This is a genomic window from Klebsiella sp. JN_Kp126, from assembly GCF_033843325.1.
GTDB lineage: Bacteria > Pseudomonadota > Gammaproteobacteria > Enterobacterales > Enterobacteriaceae > Klebsiella > Klebsiella michiganensis.
Map to the genome: position 1 here is coordinate 1 of NZ_JAWXQV010000064.1, position 20905 is coordinate 20905.

Here is a 20905-nt window from a genome sequence, read left to right on the forward strand (position 1 = left end):
AAGGCGGGGCTGAATGGGGCTTTACGGCCGTTTATAGCTTTTCGCCGTTGCTGCCGATAACCTGCTGATACCAGGCAAAAGATTTCTTACGGCTACGCGCCAGCGTGCCGTTGCCCTCATTATCTTTATCCACGTAGATAAAGCCGTAGCGTTTTTTCATCTCACCGGTTCCCGCGGAAACCAGGTCGATACAGCCCCACGGGGTATAGCCCATCAGGTCGACGCCATCCTCAACAACCGCTTTTTTCATTTCGGCGATATGGGCGGAAAGGTAGTCAATACGATACTGGTCATCCACCGAGCCGTCCGCTTCGCGCACGTCGATGGCGCCAAAGCCGTTCTCCACAATAAACAGCGGCAGCTGGTAATGGTCCCAGAACCAGTTCAGGGAGTAGCGCAGCCCGACCGGATCAATCTGCCAGCCCCAGTCTGACTTCTGCACGTACGGGTTGGAAACCAGGCTCTTGCTTTCATCGTAATCCAGCTGCGGATTATCATCCGTTGCTTTCGTGGCGAACGACATATAGTAGCTAAAGCCGATATAGTCGACGCAGCCCTGAGTCAGCGCCACGCGGTCTTCTTCGGTGATGTCCAGCGCAAAACCGCGACGCTCGAAGTAGTTCAGCAGGTGCTGCGGATAGCGGCCGCGCACGTGAACGTCGGTAAACCAGTAGCGGCGATGCATGGCGTTCATCGCCATCATCATATCGTTGGGCGCGCAGCTCAGCGGGTAAATCGGACACATGGCGATCATGCAGCCAATCTGCAATGACGGGTTAATTTCGCGGGCGGCTTTAACCGCCAGCGCGCTGGCGACCAGCTCATAGTGCGCCGCCTGAAACATGACCGGCTCGCGGTCCTCCCCCGGCAGATATTTCAGTCCGGAGTTGGTGAACGGTGCAAAATCTTCGTGGAAGTTGGCCTGGTTATTGATCTCATTGAAGGTCATCCAGTACTTCACTTTGTGCTGGTAGCGGGTAAACACTACCCGGGCAAAGCGGACGAAGAAATCAATCAGTTTACGGTTACGCCAGCCGCCGTACTCCGTCACCAGATGATACGGCATTTCGAAGTGGGAGAGCGTAATCACCGGCTCAATACCGTGCTTCAGGCACTCATCGAACAGGTCGTCGTAAAACTGCAGCCCGGCTTCGTTAGGTTCTTGCTCATCGCCCAGCGGAAAGATGCGCGTCCAGGCAATGGAGGTGCGGAAGCATTTGAAGCCCATTTCGGCAAACAGCCGAATGTCGTCTTTATAGCGATGATAAAAATCGATCGCTTCGTGGTTGGGGTAGTTTTTCCCCGGCAGCACGCCATCGGTGATTTCGCGCGGTACGCCGTGCGCGCCTGCGGTCATTACGTCGGCGACGCTCACCCCTTTACCGCCCTCTTTCCAGCCGCCTTCCAGCTGATGCGCCGCCACCGCGCCGCCCCACAGAAAACCTTCTTTAAATCCGGACATGTTCTCTCCCTATGCGCAGTCGCCGCTCTGCGACCGGTATTGCTGATTGAAATGGTAAACCGCGCCTACCAGCCCGGCATCGTTGCCGTGGCTGACGGTGTCGATATATTCCGCAATGCCAAACCAGGCCAGATGTTCGCGCAGCAGCGCCAGAAAGCCCGGTCGTTCCACAATCCCGCCGCCGATCAAAATCGTTTGTGGGTCGAATAAGTTGACGAGGTTGTAAAGCCCGGTACCCAGGCCGTTAAAGAATTCAGCGACCAGACGTCGACAGGTGGCGTCGCCCGCATCGTAGCGGTCAAAAATCTCTTCGCCAGTGACGTCATCCAGCGCCTTGCCGATATGTTCAGCGTAGCGATGGCGCAGCACGCGCAGCGTGCAGTTTTCGTTCATCGAATAGCGCCGCACATCGCGGGTGCCCGGACGCGCGGTTTGCATATAGCCGAACTCGCCGGCGCGGAAGCGCGCGCCGTGGACCAGCTGGTTATTACAGAAAATCGCCCCGCCGATGCCGGTGCCGATGGTCAGGACCAGAAAGTTGCTCATGTCGGCGGCTTTACCCCGCCAGCGCTCGGCCAGCAGCACGCAGTTGGCATCATTCTCAATGGCCACGGGCAGGCGAACCTGCTGCTCAAGCCAGCGTTTGATGGCGAAGTTATCGAATTTACGGATGGCGCCGCCCATTTCGATAAAGCCGGTGTGCGGGTTAACGTAGCCGGGCGCGCTGATTGCCACCCCTTCACACGACGGGTGAGCGGCGATCCACGCCAGCATCGCCTGCAGGATCTGGTCGCCGTCGCTGTCGACGATGTTCTGCTTTCCTTTCTCCAGCAGCGTGCCTTCGCGCGTCATTACCCCCATTTTTAACGCCGTGCCACCGATATCAAATGCGGCAATGTTCATCCTCAGCTTTCCTCCAGAATCCATCACATTCGCGGTTTATCTCTCCAGAAATCAGGAAAGAAACCGGTTTCACTGGCATGATGATTATTCCCGACAACGCTGGCAAGCAGAAGAATGTACCCGGTTTCATTTTCGTGAACAGTATCAAATTTGCGCACTTAACGGCCGTTTTGCATCGGCTGCAAAGCAGGCTCGCAAACGTTTGCTATCCCTGTTAGAATTGCGCCGTTTTTTATTGCTACCGCAAACGCGTGGAGACTTCGCAGTGACCGATAAAACCTCTCTCAGCTATAAAGATGCCGGCGTGGATATTGATGCAGGCAACGCTCTCGTCGACCGTATTAAGGGCGTGGTGAAGAAAACCCGCCGCCCGGAAGTGATGGGTGGACTGGGCGGATTCGGCGCGCTGTGCGCGCTGCCGCAGAAGTATCGCGAACCGGTTCTGGTCTCCGGCACCGACGGCGTCGGCACCAAGCTGCGTCTGGCGATGGACCTCAAGCGTCACGACACTATCGGTATCGACCTGGTCGCTATGTGCGTAAACGACCTCGTGGTTCAGGGCGCAGAGCCGCTGTTCTTCCTTGATTACTACGCGACCGGCAAACTGGATGTCGATACTGCGTCGAGCGTAATCAGCGGCATTGCCGAAGGTTGTCTGCAGTCAGGCTGCGCGCTGGTGGGCGGCGAGACGGCGGAAATGCCGGGCATGTACCACGGCGAAGATTATGACGTGGCCGGTTTCTGCGTTGGGGTGGTAGAAAAATCAGAAATTATCGACGGCAGCAAAGTGGCCGATGGCGACGTGCTGGTGGCGCTGGCTTCCAGCGGCCCGCACTCTAACGGCTACTCTCTGGTGCGCAAAATTATCGAAGTCAGCGGCGTTGACCCGCAAACCACCGATCTCAACGGTAAGCCGCTGGCCGACCATCTGCTGGCGCCGACCCGCATTTATGTGAAATCCGTACTCGAACTGATCGCCAACGTTGACGTGCACGCCATCGCCCACCTGACCGGCGGCGGCTTCTGGGAAAACATCCCGCGCGTGCTGCCGGACAACACCCAGGCGGTCATTGATGAATCCTCCTGGCAGTGGCCGGACGTGTTCAACTGGCTGCAAACCGCGGGTAACGTTAGCAGCCACGAAATGTATCGCACCTTTAACTGCGGCGTCGGCATGGTCATCGCGCTGCCGGCGGAAGCGGCGGATAAAGCCATTGCCTTCCTGAACGACAAAGGTGAAAGCGCGTGGAAAATAGGGTATATCAAAGCCTCTGATTCCGAACAGCGTGTGGTCATTGAATGAAAAACATCGTGGTGCTGATTTCCGGTAACGGTAGCAACCTGCAGGCGATTATTGACGCCTGCGCCCGGAAAAAAATCAACGGCACCCTGCGTGCAGTCTTCAGCAACAAGGCCGACGCGTTCGGCCTTGAGCGCGCGCGCGCGGCCAATATTCCGGCTCACGCGCTCGCCGCCAGCCAGTTTGCCAACCGGGAAGCTTTTGACCGAGAGCTGATGCACGAGATCGATGCTTACGCGCCGGATCTGGTGGTTCTCGCCGGCTACATGCGTATTCTTAGCCCGGCTTTTGTCGCCCACTACCAGGGGCGCATGCTGAATATCCACCCTTCCCTGCTGCCAAAATATCCGGGGCTGCACACCCATCGTCAGGCGCTGGAAAATGGCGATGAGGAGCACGGGACGTCGGTGCATTTTGTGACCGATGAGCTGGACGGAGGTCCGGTGGTTCTGCAGGCAAAGGTACCGGTTTTCGCTGAAGATACCGAGGACGACATTACCGCCCGCGTACAGGCGCAGGAACACGATATCTATCCCCTTGCTATCAGCTGGTTTGTCGACGGCCGCCTGCGCGCGGAAGGAAACGAAGCCTGGCTTGATAATGTTCCTCTTCCACCGCAGGGATATGCGGCAGAAGAGTAAACTTTCCCGCCTCTGGCGTCCGCTGGAGGCGTTTTTCATTAGCTCAGGTTTCCCGCACGGATGACCGCTCGCATTTTTCCAGACACAGCGCTTGCGTATTCCAGCCTGCCGGTAGGGGAACTGGACGCTGCCAATCAAGTTCTGTGATGACTAAATCGGAAACCCCCTGCGCAAACAGGACGGGTAGCCCTCCGGGATAGGGTTCGACTCCCCAGGCCTTTCCCGTTTCTGGGTTGAGGCACCAGGCGTTATCGATACCCATTCCTGTTGGCGAAAAAGGATTACACGGCGGACGAATATCATAATTCCCCTGCCGACCGTGGCAATGCAGTCGCTGGGTAAGCTGAATACTCTCGAGTCGTATTCGGTTGATCATGGAAGGGGTTTCACTGTGCATATTGATGGCGCCTTCACATTCTCCGCAAAGCCCACGAAACTGGATTTGCGTAATCTCACCGGGCTCGATCTGCGGATTCCTGCGGCGCGCGGAGAGGAAAATCGGGTCCGCCTCCCCCCAGTGACAGGCTGGCGCCGCCACACACTCAAAAGTCATGCTGGTAAAGAGCATTCTTCGTAGCCGGCCGCCATCTCGTGAAATCAGGCCGATACCGCGATTCGAATCATAGATAGTGCAGTTGCTGACCACAATATCTTCAATATCTTGCCAGGTTTCCGTGCCGATTTTAAAAGCGCAGCTTTTTGAGCGCAGGGTACAATTGACGATCGTCACCTGACGTAGAGGACGTTGGATAGCCGCCGGTTTATCGGTGGTTTTCAGACAAATTGCATCGTCCGCCGCACTAAAAAAACTATTAGCAACGTGTACCTGCTGACAGCTATCGATATCCAGCGCATCAGTATTTGCCATTGTCAGATCGTTATCGACGGTAATGCCATCAATCACCACCTGTGAACATGAAACAAGATGAATTGTCCACATCGGCGCATGGTGTATACAGATATTTTCCAGCCTGACCCGCTGGCAATTTTCCAGAAGAATCATGCGCGGCCGCTGTTCGGCGGGCGTGCGATAGCCCATATCATCAACCGATGAGGAGAACCAACCATCGGCATTACCGTAAATAGTACCGCCCCCACAAATCGAGATATTTTCGGCATCCTGGGCATAGAGGAAAGCCCGGTCTGAGCACTCTGCGCGACTTAAGGCCACCGCCTGGGTGAAGTCAGCATAATTATCGCTGACGATGAGTTCTGCACCGGGTGACAACCACAGACAGGTGTTTGACCCCATGCGTAACCCGCCAAGGTAATATTTTCCACTTTCCACCACCAGCGTACCGCCGCCCGCTTGCGATAAGGTATCCAGCGCTTTTTGAAAAATCTCAGTGTCGCGAGTAATACCATCTGCGTGCGGGCGCCAGTTTGAAAGAAAAATGTTCATAGGATTTCCTGAGATGAAATGGGAATGCTATCTGAACACAGTCATTATCGATCGCCGTAGGGCAAAACAGCATCGACATAAGTAATCTGTCGCCGTTCTCACAACGTCCTTTTTTCCCGCAGTTCATCTGTGATTTCGGACACATTTCTTCTCGCTCCTTCCGCAGAAATAGCGATGGCTATCACATTTCATTTTTTCGCCCGTCCTAATACTGCCGGCCATATCACGCTATTTATTTCATTTAATCCGCTTTCTCCGCCCCGCTCTCAGTTCTTAACAAAAGCGCCTTAATGACGATTCCGCAAAATTTTCACCTCTTTTACTGTGCTACTTCCTCTTTACTGACAGAAGAGACAGGAAAAATGACGAGGACAGTAACGGCACCACGGGAAGTAAAAACACGCAATATTCTCTGCTGGGGGATGGGCGATATCTTCGGCAGCGGGGCAATGACGATCACCGGGCTTTGGCTGCTTTATTTTTATATTGAAGTGGCGGGCCTTTCTCCCGCCGCCGCAGCATCCATCTTTGCGATCGCCAAAATTTGGGATGGCATCACCGACCCGATCATGGGTTATATCACCGACAATATTCGCACGCGCTGGGGGCGACGCCGAATATTCTTTATTATCGGCGCGCCGCTCTCCTTTTGCTTTGCCCTGATGTGGGTAAGCGGTTTTGGCTATTCCTGGTATCTTGGTACTTATTTGTTATTCAGCACCGTTTTTACCCTCTTGATGGTGCCCTACGATACGCTGCCTGCGGAGATGACCTCGCGTTACGATCTGCGTTCAAAAATGTCTGGCGCGCGGATGCTATTTGCCCAGGCGACAGCGTTTTTATCTGCACTTATCCCAGGACAAATTTTGGCGCACGTCGCCGATAAATCGCAGGCATTTTTATATATCGGCCTGGTCTTTTCCGTACTCTTCGCCCTACCGTGGATCTTCGTTTGGCGGGGAACCTGGGAACGGGAGAATCTCCCGCCGCCTTCGACTCAGCGCGGGATGGGGAAAACAATTATTTCGCTGTATCGAGAAATGGCTTCAACTTTCCGTTTACGTACTTTTCGCATTCACATCATGATGTACGTTGGCGGAGCCGTCGCCCTGGATATTTTCGGCTCGCTGTTTATGCACTATCTTACATATGTACTTCAGGTCGGCGCATCCTTAGCTTCCCAGGCAATGAGCCTGATGACGCTATTTCAATTTTTTGCCATCCCTTTCTTTACCTGGCTTTGTATTCGCATCGGCAACGGCAACGCCTACAAACTGGCAATTGCACTGATTATGTGCGCTCTACTGTGGTTCAGCCAGCTTTCCGCCTCCATTAGCCATTTATCAGGGTTCTTATTCGGCGGGGCCATCGTGATGGGCATCGCACGCGGCGGAACCTATCTTATCCCATGGAACGTCTACAACTTTTTACCTGATGTGGATGAAGCCTATACCGGCGTCAGACGTGAAGGCATTTACGCGGGCGTCATGATGCTAACGCGCAAATTTTCCCAGGCCCTCGCCCTGTTTATTGTTGGACTGGCGCTGGAGGCGTTTGGCTTTACCAAAGGCGCAGAGTCGCAAGATGCCGCCGCGCTAAACGGCATCTGGTGGGTATTCCTTATCGGACCGGGTTTACTCACTCTGCTGGCGATGTACGGCGCGTTTCGCTTTCGTCTAAGCCAGGAGTGTCATAAGACGCTTACCTTCGAGCTAGAGCGTCTGCGGTCTGGCGGTAAACCCGAAGATGCATCAATACAGGTACGACAAACCGTAGAGTTACTTACCGGGCATCCGCATATGAATACCCACTGGCAGCATACAGCTGAAACGACAGCGCAAAGGAATCACTATGTCGCAGAAAATAAGCCATCCTGAAATCATCCGTCTTATCGAAAAACTGATCGATAGCCTCACCGCAATTCAGGATGACAAAGGTCAATTCCTGCAGCGCCTGCCTGACGGGCGCGTGATTGATACAAAAGGCTGGGCTGGATGGGAATGGACACATGGTATCGGCTTGTTTGGTCTCTACCGCTACCATGAACTTACCGGCTCATCTCGCGCCAGGCAGATTATTGACGACTGGTTCAGCGCCCGTTTCGCCGAAGGAACGCCGGAGAAGAATATTAATACCGCGATCCCTTTTTTGACGCTTGCCAGTCGCTACCAGCAGGACGCTCGTCACGAATGGCGCGCGTATCTGGAAGTGTGGGGAGATGCGCTTTATCGTCAGATTCCGCGCACTGATGAAGGCTGCATGCAGCATGTCACCTACGAAAACGCGCATTATCAGCAAATCTGGGATGACACCTTGATGATGGCGGTCCTGCCTCTGGCCAGGATTGGGCTTTTATTGCAAAAATCTTACTGGGTAGAAGAAGCAAAATTTCAATTTCTACAGCACATTCACTACCTTACGGATAGAAAAAGTGGTTTATGGTTTCACGGCTGGAATTTCGACGGCAGGCATCATTTTGCCGGTGCCCGATGGGCTCGTGGCAATAGCTGGATAACACTGGCGATTCCTGAACTACTGGAAATGCTCAATCTTGATGAGCATGACGCCTTCTATCGCCAGCTCTGTAACATCCTGCAGGGCCAGGTATCCGCCCTCGCCCGCTGTCAATGTGAAAACGGGCTATGGCCGACGCTATTAGATGATGCAACAAGCTACGCTGAAGCCTCAGCAACAGGGGGATTTGCAGCCGGTATCCTGAAAGCGATACGTCTCGGCTACCTGGACGACAGCTATCTACCCGTTGCCGAACGAGCAATCGCAGGCATTATTGAGCATATCTCGCCGGAGGGAGAGTTAACCCAGGTTTCATTTGGCACGGCAATGGGACACGACCTTGACCATTACCGACGAATCCCCCTAACTGCGATGCCATATGGCCAGGCGCTGGCGATGCTCAGCCTGGTCGAGGCTTTATACCGCACGCGTTAATACCTAATGCCTGAGTGCCGATAGTTCGCTACTCAGGCTATCAGCCAGGCTACGAACCCGACCCGCATCGAACATGATATAAAACCCAGGCGATGCTTCGTTCATCTGCTGGCAAAGCATCTCCATTTCGGATGCCCCCTGATACAACGCCTGCACGTTGATATGGCAGATTTCTCTCATACTCCAGCTATTCTCCACCTCACGAGCAAAATGCAGCGTAAAAAAAGCTTTCTGTGCATGCGTAAACAGCTGACAGTAGAGTGCGAGCCCCCGCCATTCATTCTGCCAGAGCCGATAGAGCGCCGTGGGAAACGCGGCATTCTCGGCAAACTCCAGCGCCTGCGCGCATAGCTTCAGGGCATCTGCCGCTACCTCATCCTTCTCTTGCGCAATTCGCGTGAGGTTTTCCATCGATATTTGCGGATCGTCACGCGTGAAGTGGATATCCTGGGCCGACCCCGGCAGCCAGTGATTACGCGCCAGCTGGCTGTACAAACTCCATACGGCCTGACCATAGCTTTCCGGTAGCTGACTATGGCGGTGAAAAACGTGATCGCGAACATAAATCGCCTGGTAAAGCACCTCCGTTGCCTGCTCAAGTAGCTGCTGAAAACGGCGGGCGACTGTAACATCGGGGCACCAGCCGTAACGCTCAGCCAGCCAGAGATCCAACAGCTGCTCCTGGGTCTTTCCCGCACCATGACCTAACAGCTGGCTACAGGCAAACAGATTGCATTCGCTTAACGTTTCCGGTATCCAGTGGTTATCAACGCTCTCCCAACTGGTTTTGCATATCGCACCGGTGATTCTGGGATTCGCGCTTTGGCACCACAGAAGTCGGCCTTTTAACTCATCAATGCGCAAGAAAGGCATAACGCCCCAGCCCACCTCTTCGCCTGCTAAATCAATATCAACCCAGACGTCTCGCATAGTGACCTGAAGCAGTGCGGGATTATTTGGAAATGCTGGCCAGAAACGTTCTGGCGTTAACTTGATCGATACCGAAACGCTTGGCGGAAGCGGCTCGATAGCATCGAGAACGGTACCAAGATCATCATTACTTGCAGGGAAAACCCGCAAAACCAGATGTTTATTTTGTGCGGTAACCACCTGGCTGAGCGCTTGAAAACAACGGCGATAGAGCACAAAGCTTTGCGACGGTTGCCGGGTATTTTCAGGCTCATCCCTGGCGTTTATATCCCATTTAGGGCGCGTAATCGGCAATAAACCATCGGTGCTGGAAAGCGCAATAATTAGCCCTGTTAAAGCTGGAATTCCCTGACAAACGCCGCGAATTTTGTCTGTCAGCCAGCGGCTCCAGAAATCCACATCAAAAAGGATCCCTTGCTGGTTATCCAGTAGATACTTATGCGACAACAGCAATTCCGTTGGGAAATCCAGCTCTTTTGCCTGTAAATAAAATCGCAGCCCCTGTTCGCGGCAATACATGGCGAGACGATTAAGGTAGATACAGCGCGCTCTCTGCTGGCTGGAAACGCTATCGTTATAGTGAAAAGGCGTATATCCCTTCGGGGACACCAGCTTACCGAAGAGATCTGCCTGCCCCACCACGATAGTATTAAAGCCATGCTGAGAGGCATACCTGACCAGATTGCATACCGATGACCAGTTCCATATATCCTGATTATTCAGTTCTAACGCTCGCGTCTCCCACATGGTTTTGCTCCTGAATCTCACCTTGCCTTGAACATAACGTAAGTCGCGAAAATCGTCTGTTTTTCTTCGCTATATACTGAAAGAAAACAGTCATACTTCTTTGACATAATTGGACATTCAGTGGCAAAGCTCGCCATAATGAAATAGCAACATACATCTACCGGAGTGTGAGCTGTAATGGGCCAGGAAAAGCTATACATCGAAAAAGAACTCAGCTGGTTATCCTTTAACGAGCGCGTACTTCAGGAAGCGGCGGACAAAAGCAACCCGCTGATCGAGCGCATGCGCTTTTTAGGGATTTACTCCAATAACCTCGATGAATTTTATAAAGTGCGCTTTGCCGAGCTGAAGCGCCGCATCATCATCAGCGAAGAACAAGGCAGTACCGCACACTCTCGCCATCTGCTGGGCAAAATTCAGGCCCGCGTGCTCAAGGCCGATCAGGAGTTTGACGGCTTATACAACGAGCTGCTGCTGGAAATGGCGCGTAACCAGATTTTCCTGATCAACGAACGCCAGCTCTCCGTCAACCAGCAGTCCTGGCTGCGTAACTACTTCAAGCTGTATCTTCGTCAGCACATCACGCCAATCCTGATTAACCGCGAAACGGATCTGGTGCAGTTCCTGAAGGATGATTACACCTACCTGGCCGTCGAGATTATTCGCGGGGATACCATCAATTACGCGCTGCTTGAAATTCCGTCAGACAAGGTGCCGCGTTTTGTGAACCTGCCGCCGGAAGCGCCTCGCCGCCGCAAGCCGATGATTCTGTTAGATAATATCCTGCGCTACTGCCTGGATGATATCTTCAAGGGCTTTTTTGATTACGACGCGCTGAACGCCTACTCGATGAAAATGACCCGTGACGCCGAATACGATCTGGTGCACGAGATGGAATCGAGCCTGATGGAGCTGATGTCCTCCAGCCTGAAACAGCGCCTGACCGCCGAGCCGGTGCGCTTCGTTTATCAGCGCGATATGCCCGACGCGATGGTCGAAATGCTGCGCGATAAGCTCTCCATCTCCAACTACGATTCAATGCTGCCGGGCGGTCGTTACCACAACTTTAAAGACTTTATCGGCTTCCCGAACGTCGGCAAAGCCAATCTGGTCAACAAACCGATGCCGCGTCTGCGTCATCTGTGGTTTGATAAATTCCGCAACGGCTTTGACGCAATCCGCGAACGCGACGTGCTGCTTTACTACCCGTACCATACGTTTGAACACGTCCTTGAGCTGCTGCGCCAGGCCTCTTTCGACCCAAGCGTGCTGGCTATCAAAATCAACATCTACCGCGTCGCGAAAGATTCACGGATTATCGACTCGATGATTCACGCCGCCCACAACGGTAAGAAAGTGACGGTGGTCGTGGAGCTGCAGGCGCGTTTCGATGAAGAAGCCAATATTCATTGGGCTAAACGCCTGACCGAAGCTGGCGTGCACGTTATCTTCTCCGCGCCGGGCCTCAAGATCCACGCCAAGCTGTTCCTGGTTTCGCGCAAAGAGGGCGATGAAGTCGTGCGCTATGCGCATATCGGTACCGGCAACTTCAACGAAAAAACCGCGCGTCTTTACACCGACTACTCGCTGCTGACCGCCGATGCGCGCATCACCAATGAAGTCCGCCGGGTATTTAACTTTATCGAAAACCCCTACCGCCCGGTCAGCTTCGATTATCTGCTGGTGTCGCCGCAAAACTCGCGTCGCCTGCTTTATGAGATGATCGATCGTGAAATCGCCAACGCGCAAAATGGTCAGCCATCGGGCATCATGCTGAAGCTGAACAACCTGGTCGATAAGGGGCTGGTAGACCGTCTCTACGCCGCTTCCAGCTCCGGCGTGCCGGTTAATTTGCTTATTCGCGGTATGTGCTCGCTGATCCCCGGTCTGGAAGGAATCAGCGAAAATATTCGCGTGACCAGCATTGTTGACCGTTTCCTTGAGCATGACCGCGTTTATTGCTTTGAAAACGGCGGCGATAAGCAGGTTTGGCTATCGTCCGCAGACTGGATGACGCGCAATATTGACTATCGTATCGAAGTGGCCGCGCCGCTGCTGGATCCGCGCCTGAAACAGCGGGTGCTGGATATTTTCGATCTCCTCTTCAACGATACGGTGAAAGCACGCTATCTTGATAAAGAACTGAGTAATCGCTACGTGCCGCGCGGCAATCGCCGCAAAGTGCGCGCACAGATGGCGATATACGACTACCTCAAATCACTTGAACAGCCCGATTAACCTATGCCAATAAACGAAAATGCCCCTCGGCCGCAGGAGTTCGCTGCGGTCGACCTCGGTTCGAACAGTTTTCATATGGTGATCGCCCGTGTCGTTGACGGGGCAATGCAGATCATCGGTCGTCTGAAGCAGCGCGTACATCTGGCCGACGGCCTGGATGAAAACTCTGTACTGAGCGAAGAGGCTATTGCGCGCGGGCTGAACTGCCTGTCGCTGTTCGCCGAGCGCCTGCAGGGTTTTGACCCATCAAGCGTCTGTATCGTCGGCACGCACACGCTGCGCCAGGCGACAAACGCCGCAGAGTTCCTCAAACGCGCGGAGCAGGTCATCCCCTACCCGATCGAAATCATTCCCGGCAACGAAGAAGCGCGTCTGATTTTTATGGGCGTGGAGCACACGCAGCCGGAGCGAGGCCGTAAGCTGGTCATCGATATCGGCGGCGGCTCTACCGAGCTGGTTATCGGCGAGGATTTCGAGCCTCGCCTGGTGGAAAGCCGCCGTATGGGCTGCGTGAGCTTCTCTCAGGCCTACTTTGCTGGCGGCGTCATCAACAAAGAGAATTTCCAGCGCGCGCGTCTTTCCGCCGTGCAGAAGCTGGAAACTCTGGCCTGGCAGTTCCGCATCCAGGGGTGGAACGTCGCCCTGGGCGCATCGGGCACCATTAAAGCCGCTCACGAAGTGCTGGTGGCCATGGGCGAGAAAGACGGCTTCATCACTCCCGAGCGCCTCGAGATGCTGGTCGAAGAGCTGCTGAAGTATAAAAACTTCGACTCGCTAAGCCTGCCCGGGCTGTCTGAAGATCGGAAAGCCGTTTTTGCGCCCGGTCTGGCTATCCTGTGCGGGGTGTTTGACGCGCTGGCGATTAAAGAGCTGCGCTTGTCCGACGGCGCGCTGCGCGAAGGCGTACTGTACGAGATGGAAGGACGTTTCCGTCACCAGGATATCCGTAGCCGCACCGCGCAGAGCCTGGCGAACCAGTACAATATCGATCGCGAGCAGGCGCGTCGGGTGCTGGAGACCACCACGCATATTTATGAGCAATGGCAGGAGCAGAATCCCAAGCTCGCGAACCCCCATCTGGCGGCGCTGCTGAAATGGGCGACCATGCTGCATGAAGTCGGCTTGAATATTAACCACAGCGGCATGCACCGTCATTCGGCTTATATCCTGCAAAACAGCGATCTGCCGGGCTTTAATCAGGAACAGCAGATGCTGATGGCCACCTTAGTTCGCTATCACCGTAAAGCGATTAAGCTGGATGATTTACCGCGTTTCACGCTGTTTAAGAAGAAGCAGTTTCTGCCGTTAATTCAGCTGCTGCGCCTTGGCGTGCTGCTGAATAACCAGCGTCAGGCAACGACAACGCCGCCGAGCCTTACGCTGAAAACCGAGGCAAACCACTGGACGCTGACCTTCCCGCACGACTGGTTTAGCCAGAATGCGCTGGTGCTGCTCGACCTGGAAAAAGAGCAGGAATACTGGGAAGGGGTACCTGACTGGTGGCTGAAAATCAGCGAAGAAGAGAAGCCTGACGCGGCAAGCTAGTTTCGCGCATATGGGCCGGACGTCCGGCCCATTCGCTTATCAATCCTCAACCAGCGCCTCAAGCGGGGCCGGTTTGCCGATATCATAGCCCTGCATATAATCAATCCCCAGCGAAACCACAGCCTGCCGAATCTCGGGCGTTTCGACATATTCGGCCACCACCTGCATATTTTTCATCCTCGCCAGAAGGCAAATAGAGGCAACGGCCTGATAGTCCAGACTGCTGGTCACCAGATTACGAATAAAACTACCGTCGATTTTCAGCAGATCCGCATTCATCGTTTTCAGCCGCGCGTAGCTGGCATAGCCGGTGCCAAAGTCATCAATCGCTACCCGACAGCCCAGGTCCTGAAGCTGCGCCAGGGTTTTCCGCGCCTGCTCGGGATTGGTCAGTGAATGGTTCTCCGTCAGCTCAAAAATAATCTGCCAGGGTTCAATGTCATAATGCTCCAGCAGCGTTTTTACCTGCTGATGAAAATAACTGTTACTCACTGAAAACGGCGAGATATTTATCGCCAGACGCATTCCAGGAAGCTTTTTGCGCCGCTTGTCCATAAAGATCAGCGTATGTTCGAGGACCCAGCTATCGATGCGCGCCGACAGTCCAAACTCGTGCGCCACCGGTAAAAAAGCATCCGGCATGATGATTTCATCGTTGTCGTTCAGCATTCTCAGCAGAACTTCATGATAGCTATCCCCCCGGATGCCGACGATCGGTTGTGCCATCAGAACGAAGCGATCGTGCTCCAGCGCCTTCACCAGCTGATTCATTATCATGACTTTGTCTTTCAGCTCCTGCTGCGTATTAATGGCGCCGCGACGCTGTAAATTTTCAGGACTTCCGGTCGCCAGGGAAAGATCAGCCGCGCCGCTGAGTTCTCCAAGCAGTAAATGCAGATGCATCACCGGAGAGCGAACGTTGCAATAGCTGAATCCCACGGGCGGCTGCAGCGGCATACCGTTCCAGACAAAGCGAAACTTTTTGAGATGGTCAAACAGCAGGGGGACTCGCTGCTGATGGTCTTCACTGTGCAGATGGATAACCAGCTCGTGCCCGGCCATCTGATAGATATCCTCCCCAGGCTGCAATAGATCGCCAAGCGACTCGGCCAGCAGCTGCTTGTACTGAATGCGCAACAGAACGCCGTAATGACGGCCCAATATTTCCAGCTCGGGAATGCGTAAGAAGCACAGCACTGACCAGGAGGATTTATTTAACGCCCGGCTCAGCGCGCGGATATTGGGCAAGCGTACAACCGGATCAATGAAGGCCATCCGCCGCATACGCGCATAAAAAATTCTTTGCTGCGTCGCCAGCATCGCCATATAGGCGATAATAAATGAAAACACCAGATAGCTTGAGGAGATAATAGCCAGCTGATTACTGTAAATCGGTGAATGCGGGAGATATTGATAATGAAAGTGGATAATAACGATTAATATAGGGGACCAGACCAATGAAATGAAGCGATAGCCAAAACGCATCGCCCCCCACAGCATCACCGGCATAAGCAAGGACAAGGTATAATTTGTACTAAAAATAGTGCTCGTACTACTTAGCGGCATTAATAGCAAAACTAATAAAATTAACAGCACTACCGCCCATAAAATAAACTCAAAGTACTTTATTTTCGGATCGATCTGCAGGCGAATCTGAGAAACAAAACCCCGAATATAGAGCGGGTTGCGGATAATTCGAATCAGAAAGTAGCATAGCGGCACGCCGGTCAGGCATCCGGCCATCAGGGCCTGAAAGGTGATAAGCGAACGCAAACTTAAGGGGTTGACCCCGATCAACCCGGTCGCGCGAGGATGGATCCCCAAATACTCGGCGAGCTGGGAAAGGATAAGAAAGATCAGCGATGGCAGCAACATTTGCCAGAACAATCGCTGAGGCATCAGTCGCACATTGCCATGCGAGATTTGCTGTCTTCGCGGGACAAAAACGCGATACCCGCCCCAGCAAAGGACGGTCGGAATAAGAAAATGGAAAATCACGCCGATGGAATCTTCCAGCGCCATGCCGCGCGTAATGGAAAGCAGCAAACCGACAACGATCCCCGGTAAAGCAGCCCAGCCGAAAAACAGCATCAGGCTCAGCACTAACGCCAGAGGTAAATAGTAAAGATAAACTTCATTACCATTCAGTACAGCAACGGTGTTCGCCCATCTTGCCAGGGGGAGTAAAAGGATGGGTAAGATGAGCGGCAGCGACCACCATTTATCCCGATATCGTCTGTAAAGTTTAATAATGTTCATAGATGCTCTACGGATAACCCTAAATCCTGCAGGGTATATTCAGGCAGGCATCCAACCAACCGTCATAATCGCGCAAGGAATAACAACGCGGAACTGGCTGGTGATTTTAGTTGTCGGTGAGAATAGACGATTGATATAAATCAAAAAATCACGTCGCTAATATTAATAATGTCTTTTTTTTAACATCAATTTGCGATAAGCAGAAAGCATGTAAATACGAGGATTATCTTATATAACATTAATTAATGTTTTACCCCTGGGATTTTTACATCCTCATCAATTGACCCTTCCGCGTTACTGTGCCTTAATACGCACATCGCCCATCCTTTGGGTATACTTTAAGGAACCTTTTGTGAGTCAGGCACCCAGTATGCGTAAACGACATCGATTTAACCGTCGCATGACCCGTATCGTACTGCTTATCAGCTTTATCTTCTTCTTTGGACGCTTTGTCTACTCCTCCATCGGTGCCTGGTACCATCATCAGGACAAAAAGCAATCGCAGCAATCCACTATCACCGTTGAACCTTCAGATCCGCTAAAAACGCCGGTACAAAAATAAGCGCGGTACGCTGTTCAGCAACCGGCCTGAGAGAGCAAACGCAGCACTTCAGCGATGCCTTTGCTGATGATTTTATCCTGCCGCATGACGATGCCTAACTGCCGATACAGGCGCGGAGTCAACGATTGCACGTTCAGGCCGACGCGATCCTGCGGATCCTCTACCGCCATACGCGGCACGATGCTGTATCCCAGCCCCGCTCGCACCATGCGCTTAATCGCCTCAATGCTGCCTAACTGCATGACTGGCACGACCATCAGTCCATTATGGCGAAACCAGCCGTCAATCAGATCCCGGGTTCCGCTCCCCGCTTCAAAAGCAATTAGCGGCAATGATTGCAGAACCTCTGGCGTCAGCGGCGAGGGCAGGTCGTCCTGAGCATCGCTAAAAATACCGACAAACTCTTCATCTAAAACCGGCGTCACCGCCAGGCTGCGTCCGTTCGCCGGAAGCGTACAAAGGCCCAGATCAAGCCGGTTCTCCTCGATAGCCCGAACCACTTCCAGGGTATTGCCAACCGTGACCCTCACCGTCAGCAGAGGGTGATCCTGATGCAGCTTCTGCAGCAGCGGCGGTAACAGGTGGATACAGGCGGTCGCCCCGGTACCCAACGTTATCGAGCCGCTGATTTCTCGATTGAATTCGCTAACCGATTGCACTGCCGCGCCCACCGCCAGTTCAATCCGCTCGCTGTGCGCCAGCAGGGCGATGCCGGCCGCCGTCGCTTTGATGCCTCGTCCTGTTCGCTCAAGCAGTCTGGTTTGGAGAAATTGTTCCAGCTGACGTACCTGCAGACTTACCGCAGGCTGCGACAGCCCCAGCAGGTCAGCTGCGGCGGAAAAGCTTCCGCGCTGTACCACCAGGCGGAACGTCGCCAGATTTCCCAGATTGAGCGTCATCATCACAAAGTTTCTCTTATAAGGGTCATAAATGGACCGGCCTGCCTCCACAATAGCGTGCAGGGTATGCTGCCGACAACAGCGTAACAAAATGGACGATCATGAAAACATCTGCAAAACCACTCTCCGCGCCGGGCGCTGTCACGCTTACCGCCGGGTGCAACCAGCTAATAAACTGGGGAATCTCATTTTATATGCCCGGCACTTTCGCCAGAGCTATTGCTCAGGAGACCGGCTGGGCCGCAACGGAAATCTACTTTGGCCTGACTATCGCCATGCTGATGATGGCGATGCTCTCCCCGTTTGTCGCCCGGCTACTGGCCCGCTTTGGGGGCCAACGGGTGGTGGTCACGGGTACGCTAATGATTTCAGCGGGCTGCCTGGTAATGGCTTACGTCCAGAGTCTGCCGGGCTGGTTCGCCGCCTGGGTTCTGACCGGCGCCGGGATGCGTCTGGCGCTCTACGACGCGCTGTTCGCCGCGCTGGTGAATATCTATGGGCAAAGCGCCAGATTAACTATCTCGCGCGTGACGCTGGCCGGCGGCCTGGCTTCGGCTCTGTTCTGGCCGCTCGGCGCCGGGTTGTTGACGCAGATGGACTGGCGGCATGCGCTGCTGATTTATGCCCTGTTTGGCCTGCTTAGCGCGATGCTGCTGTGGAAAATGCCAAATCACAGACTGCCGTCACCGAAACGGATAATGCAACGCCAGCGGCTCTCCCACCGCGATAAACGCCCTGCCCTCCTGTACGCGTCGCTGATTGCGCTGGTAACCTTTGTTTCCAACGGTACCTCGACGCATCTCCCCGAGTATATCGCCAGCGTCGGGCTTCCTGTCGCGGTGGGAATGCTGTGGGGGATTGGGCAAACCGGCGCGCGCTTTCTCGAAGTGGCATCCGGTTCTGTCCTTACGCCGTTGCGGCTAACGATACTGACCACCCTGTTGATGCCGCTCTGCTTTGCGCTCGGCCTGAGCGGGCCATATCTGTCGTGGGCGGCCGGCGGATTTGTGCTGGGTTACGGCGCGATCAACGGCCTGACGACCGTATTTAAAGCTACTCTGCCGCTGCAGCTTTTTGCCGCCGAGGATTATGCCCGACGAACCGGTATTCTGTTGATTCCCGCGCAGCTGCTGGCCGCCGCCTCGCCGTTTGCCTACGCGTGGCTGAATGATCATCTCGGGATAAGGGGCAGTTTAGCGGTTTCCGCCGCGCTGGCCCTGGTGGTGGCAGCTCTGGCGATGGCCATTGCATGGTGTCAGCGGGAGAATACGCCAGCGGCGATTGAAGAACGGGGTTGACAGTAGAAACCCGGTGTATCGGTATTCATCGTCTCAGGGAATGCCGTAATTCGGCGATCTTGTTAAGAAAAATGCCATTAATGACGTCAATCATTAATGGCATTATTTTTTTATTCAATTAACGCAAAGAATAAAGTTTATTCCCACTCAATGGTCGCCGGCGGCTTACCGCTGATGTCGTACACCACGCGGGAAATACCGTTGACTTCATTGATGATACGGTTGGATACGCGGCCGAGGAAATCGTACGGCAGATGCGCCCAGTGAGCGGTCATAAAGTCGATGGTTTCAACCGCACGCAGGGAAACAACCCAGTCGTACTTACGGCCATCGCCCATGACGCCAACGGAACGGACCGGCAGGAACACGGTGAACGCCTGGCTCACTTTGTTGTACAGGTCGGCTTTGTGCAGCTCTTCAATGAAGATTGCGTCCGCGCGGCGCAGCAGGTCGCAGTACTCTTTCTTCACTTCGCCCAGCACGCGCACGCCCAGACCCGGCCCCGGGAACGGGTGGCGGTACAGCATGTCGTACGGCAGACCCAGTTCGAGGCCAATCTTACGCACTTCATCTTTGAACAGCTCGCGCAGCGGTTCAACGAGGCCCATCTTCATCTCTTTCGGCAGGCCGCCCACGTTGTGGTGAGATTTGATGACGTGCGCTTTACCGGTTGCGGAAGCAGCGGACTCGATGACATCAGGGTAGATGGTCCCTTGCGCCAGCCATTTCACGTCTTCCAGCTTCAGCGCTTCTTCGTCAAACACTTCAACGAACACGCGGCCGATGATTTTACGCTTCGCTTCCGGATCGTTTTCGCCCGCCAGCGCAGCCAGGAAACGCGCCTCGCCTTCGACGTGAACGATGTTCAGGCCGAAGCGATCGCCAAACATATCCATAACCTGCTGGGCTTCATTCAGACGCAGCAGACCGTTATCCACAAAGACGCAGGTCAGGTTTTTACCGATGGCGCGGTGCAGCAGCATGGCGGTCACGGAGGAATCCACGCCGCCGGACAGGCCGAGGATCACTTTATCGTCGCCAACCTGCTGACGAATGCGCTCGATGGCATCGTCGATAATTTTAGCCGGGGTCCACAGCGCTTCACACTGGCAGATATCGCGTACGAAACGCTCCAGCATGCGCAGACCCTGACGGGTGTGGGTGACTTCCGGGTGGAACTGTACGCCGTAGAAGCGCTTCTCTTCGTTAGCCATAATGGCGAACGGGCAGGTTTCGGTGCTGGCAACGGTGACGAAGTCAGACGGGATGGCGGTGACTTTGTCGCCGTGGCTCATCCAGACGTCCAGCATCGGCTTACCATCCGCGCTCAGCGCATCTTCGATACCGTGAATCAGGGCGCTATCGGTCTGCACTTCAACCTGCGCATAGCCAAACTCACGTTCATTAGAGGCTTCAACGTGGCCGCCCAGCTGCATCGCCATGGTCTGCATGCCGTAGCATACGCCGAATACCGGCACGCCGGCTTCAAAGACATACTGCGGCGCGCGCGGGCTGTTATCTTCGGTGGTGCTTTCCGGACCGCCGGAAAGAATAATGCCGTTAGGATTAAACTCACGAATTTGAGCTTCAGTCACGTCCCATGCCCACAGTTCACAGTAGACACCTAATTCACGAACGCGACGCGCAACCAGCTGGGTGTACTGAGAACCGAAGTCCAGGATAAGAATACGATGTTTATGAATGTTATCCGTCATTGACGATAATTCCGAGGCAAGTGATACAGGTTAAATAAATCGCCCGGCGCGTGGC

At 54.1% G+C, this 20905-nt stretch carries 15 protein-coding genes; 8 read left to right on the forward strand and 7 right to left on the reverse strand.

Going from position 1 to position 20905, the window contains the following annotated elements; genetic code table 11:
• Nucleotides 1–31 precede the first annotated feature (31 nt).
• On the reverse strand, nt 32–1462 hold the full coding sequence (locus tag SIK97_RS15490; RefSeq protein WP_014230344.1) for a 6-phospho-beta-glucosidase: 1431 nt from the start codon (nt 1460–1462) through the stop codon (nt 32–34).
• 9 nt (nt 1463–1471) lie between these two features.
• Complete coding sequence (gene bglK / locus SIK97_RS15495; RefSeq protein ID WP_047723136.1) at nt 1472–2365, reverse strand: beta-glucoside kinase BglK; 894 nt, start codon at nt 2363–2365, stop codon at nt 1472–1474.
• 265 nt (nt 2366–2630) lie between these two features.
• On the opposite strand from bglK, the gene purM reads away from it, so the two are divergent.
• Together purM and purN are read left to right on the forward strand one after the other, a co-directional pair.
• A complete protein-coding gene (gene purM / locus SIK97_RS15500; protein ID WP_047723135.1) occupies nt 2631–3668 on the forward strand; it encodes a phosphoribosylformylglycinamidine cyclo-ligase in 1038 nt (345 codons plus the stop codon).
• Nucleotides 3665–4306 carry a phosphoribosylglycinamide formyltransferase gene (purN, locus tag SIK97_RS15505; RefSeq protein WP_004853109.1) on the forward strand — a complete coding sequence of 214 codons (642 nt, stop codon included), beginning with the start codon at nt 3665–3667 and terminating at the stop codon, nt 4304–4306. Before purM ends, purN begins: the two co-directional genes overlap by 4 nt.
• A 43-nt stretch (nt 4307–4349) precedes the next feature.
• Here purN and SIK97_RS15510 read toward each other — a convergent pair whose 3' ends face one another.
• The gene (locus SIK97_RS15510) at nt 4350–5708 is read right to left on the reverse strand and encodes a glycoside hydrolase family 28 protein (protein WP_049101680.1); all 1359 of its coding nucleotides are present in this window, start codon (nt 5706–5708) and stop codon (nt 4350–4352) included.
• A 422-nt stretch (nt 5709–6130) separates the two neighbouring features.
• Between SIK97_RS15510 and SIK97_RS15515 the strand changes: the two genes are divergently transcribed.
• Entirely contained in the window at nt 6131–7585 is a 1455-nt protein-coding gene (locus SIK97_RS15515) for an MFS transporter (RefSeq protein WP_047723133.1), read from the forward strand.
• A complete protein-coding gene (locus tag SIK97_RS15520; protein WP_047723132.1) occupies nt 7560–8657 on the forward strand; it encodes a glycoside hydrolase family 105 protein in 1098 nt (365 codons plus the stop codon). Before SIK97_RS15515 ends, SIK97_RS15520 begins: the two co-directional genes overlap by 26 nt.
• A 3-nt stretch (nt 8658–8660) precedes the next feature.
• Here SIK97_RS15520 and SIK97_RS15525 read toward each other — a convergent pair whose 3' ends face one another.
• Nucleotides 8661–10334, reverse strand: coding sequence for a hypothetical protein (locus tag SIK97_RS15525; protein WP_047723131.1), 1674 nt, complete (start codon nt 10332–10334; stop codon nt 8661–8663).
• Nucleotides 10335–10511: 177 nt separating this feature from the next.
• Between SIK97_RS15525 and ppk1 the strand changes: the two genes are divergently transcribed.
• The gene (gene ppk1 / locus SIK97_RS15530; protein WP_004123499.1) at nt 10512–12572 is read left to right on the forward strand and encodes a polyphosphate kinase 1; all 2061 of its coding nucleotides are present in this window, start codon (nt 10512–10514) and stop codon (nt 12570–12572) included.
• Between the two features lie 3 nt (nt 12573–12575).
• Nucleotides 12576–14117, forward strand: a complete 1542-nt coding sequence (ppx, locus tag SIK97_RS15535) for an exopolyphosphatase (protein ID WP_004853121.1) — start codon at nt 12576–12578, stop codon at nt 14115–14117.
• Between the two features lie 39 nt (nt 14118–14156).
• Here the strand turns inward: ppx and SIK97_RS15540 are convergent, their stop codons facing one another.
• Complete coding sequence (locus SIK97_RS15540) at nt 14157–16376, reverse strand: EAL domain-containing protein (RefSeq protein ID WP_032750872.1); 2220 nt, start codon at nt 16374–16376, stop codon at nt 14157–14159.
• A gap of 370 nt (nt 16377–16746) precedes the next feature.
• On the opposite strand from SIK97_RS15540, the gene SIK97_RS15545 reads away from it, so the two are divergent.
• Nucleotides 16747–16938: a YfgG family protein gene (locus SIK97_RS15545; RefSeq protein ID WP_009654356.1), complete on the forward strand. Its 192-nt coding sequence runs from the start codon at nt 16747–16749 to the stop codon at nt 16936–16938.
• Nucleotides 16939–16952: 14 nt separating this feature from the next.
• Here SIK97_RS15545 and SIK97_RS15550 read toward each other — a convergent pair whose 3' ends face one another.
• A complete protein-coding gene (locus SIK97_RS15550; protein WP_014230353.1) occupies nt 16953–17840 on the reverse strand; it encodes a LysR family transcriptional regulator in 888 nt (295 codons plus the stop codon).
• A gap of 98 nt (nt 17841–17938) precedes the next feature.
• On the opposite strand from SIK97_RS15550, the gene SIK97_RS15555 reads away from it, so the two are divergent.
• Nucleotides 17939–19135 (forward strand): MFS transporter, encoded by a 1197-nt coding sequence (locus SIK97_RS15555; protein ID WP_032750873.1) that lies wholly within the window; start codon nt 17939–17941, stop codon nt 19133–19135.
• Between the two features lie 137 nt (nt 19136–19272).
• Here SIK97_RS15555 and guaA read toward each other — a convergent pair whose 3' ends face one another.
• Nucleotides 19273–20850 (reverse strand): glutamine-hydrolyzing GMP synthase, encoded by a 1578-nt coding sequence (gene guaA, locus SIK97_RS15560; protein WP_004853173.1) that lies wholly within the window; start codon nt 20848–20850, stop codon nt 19273–19275.
• Nucleotides 20851–20905: the final 55 nt, after the last annotated feature.

What these genes read in the sequence shown, in the direction of transcription:
- SIK97_RS15490 (WP_014230344.1), bottom strand. Translation starts at nt 1,462, where the DNA reads ATGTCCGGATTTAAAGAAGGTTTTCTGTGGGGCGGCGCGGTGGCGGCG.
- bglK (WP_047723136.1), bottom strand. Translation starts at nt 2,365, where the DNA reads ATGAACATTGCCGCATTTGATATCGGTGGCACGGCGTTAAAAATGGGG.
- purN (WP_004853109.1), top strand. Translation starts at nt 3,665, where the DNA reads ATGAAAAACATCGTGGTGCTGATTTCCGGTAACGGTAGCAACCTGCAG.
- SIK97_RS15510 (WP_049101680.1), bottom strand. Translation starts at nt 5,708, where the DNA reads ATGAACATTTTTCTTTCAAACTGGCGCCCGCACGCAGATGGTATTACT.
- SIK97_RS15515 (WP_047723133.1), top strand. Translation starts at nt 6,131, where the DNA reads ATGGGCGATATCTTCGGCAGCGGGGCAATGACGATCACCGGGCTTTGG.
- SIK97_RS15520 (WP_047723132.1), top strand. Translation starts at nt 7,560, where the DNA reads ATGTCGCAGAAAATAAGCCATCCTGAAATCATCCGTCTTATCGAAAAA.
- SIK97_RS15525 (WP_047723131.1), bottom strand. Translation starts at nt 10,334, where the DNA reads ATGTGGGAGACGCGAGCGTTAGAACTGAATAATCAGGATATATGGAAC.
- ppk1 (WP_004123499.1), top strand. Translation starts at nt 10,512, where the DNA reads ATGGGCCAGGAAAAGCTATACATCGAAAAAGAACTCAGCTGGTTATCC.
- ppx (WP_004853121.1), top strand. Translation starts at nt 12,576, where the DNA reads ATGCCAATAAACGAAAATGCCCCTCGGCCGCAGGAGTTCGCTGCGGTC.
- SIK97_RS15540 (WP_032750872.1), bottom strand. Translation starts at nt 16,376, where the DNA reads ATGAACATTATTAAACTTTACAGACGATATCGGGATAAATGGTGGTCG.
- SIK97_RS15545 (WP_009654356.1), top strand. Translation starts at nt 16,747, where the DNA reads ATGCGTAAACGACATCGATTTAACCGTCGCATGACCCGTATCGTACTG.
- SIK97_RS15550 (WP_014230353.1), bottom strand. Translation starts at nt 17,840, where the DNA reads ATGATGACGCTCAATCTGGGAAATCTGGCGACGTTCCGCCTGGTGGTA.
- SIK97_RS15555 (WP_032750873.1), top strand. Translation starts at nt 17,939, where the DNA reads ATGAAAACATCTGCAAAACCACTCTCCGCGCCGGGCGCTGTCACGCTT.
- guaA (WP_004853173.1), bottom strand. Translation starts at nt 20,850, where the DNA reads ATGACGGATAACATTCATAAACATCGTATTCTTATCCTGGACTTCGGT.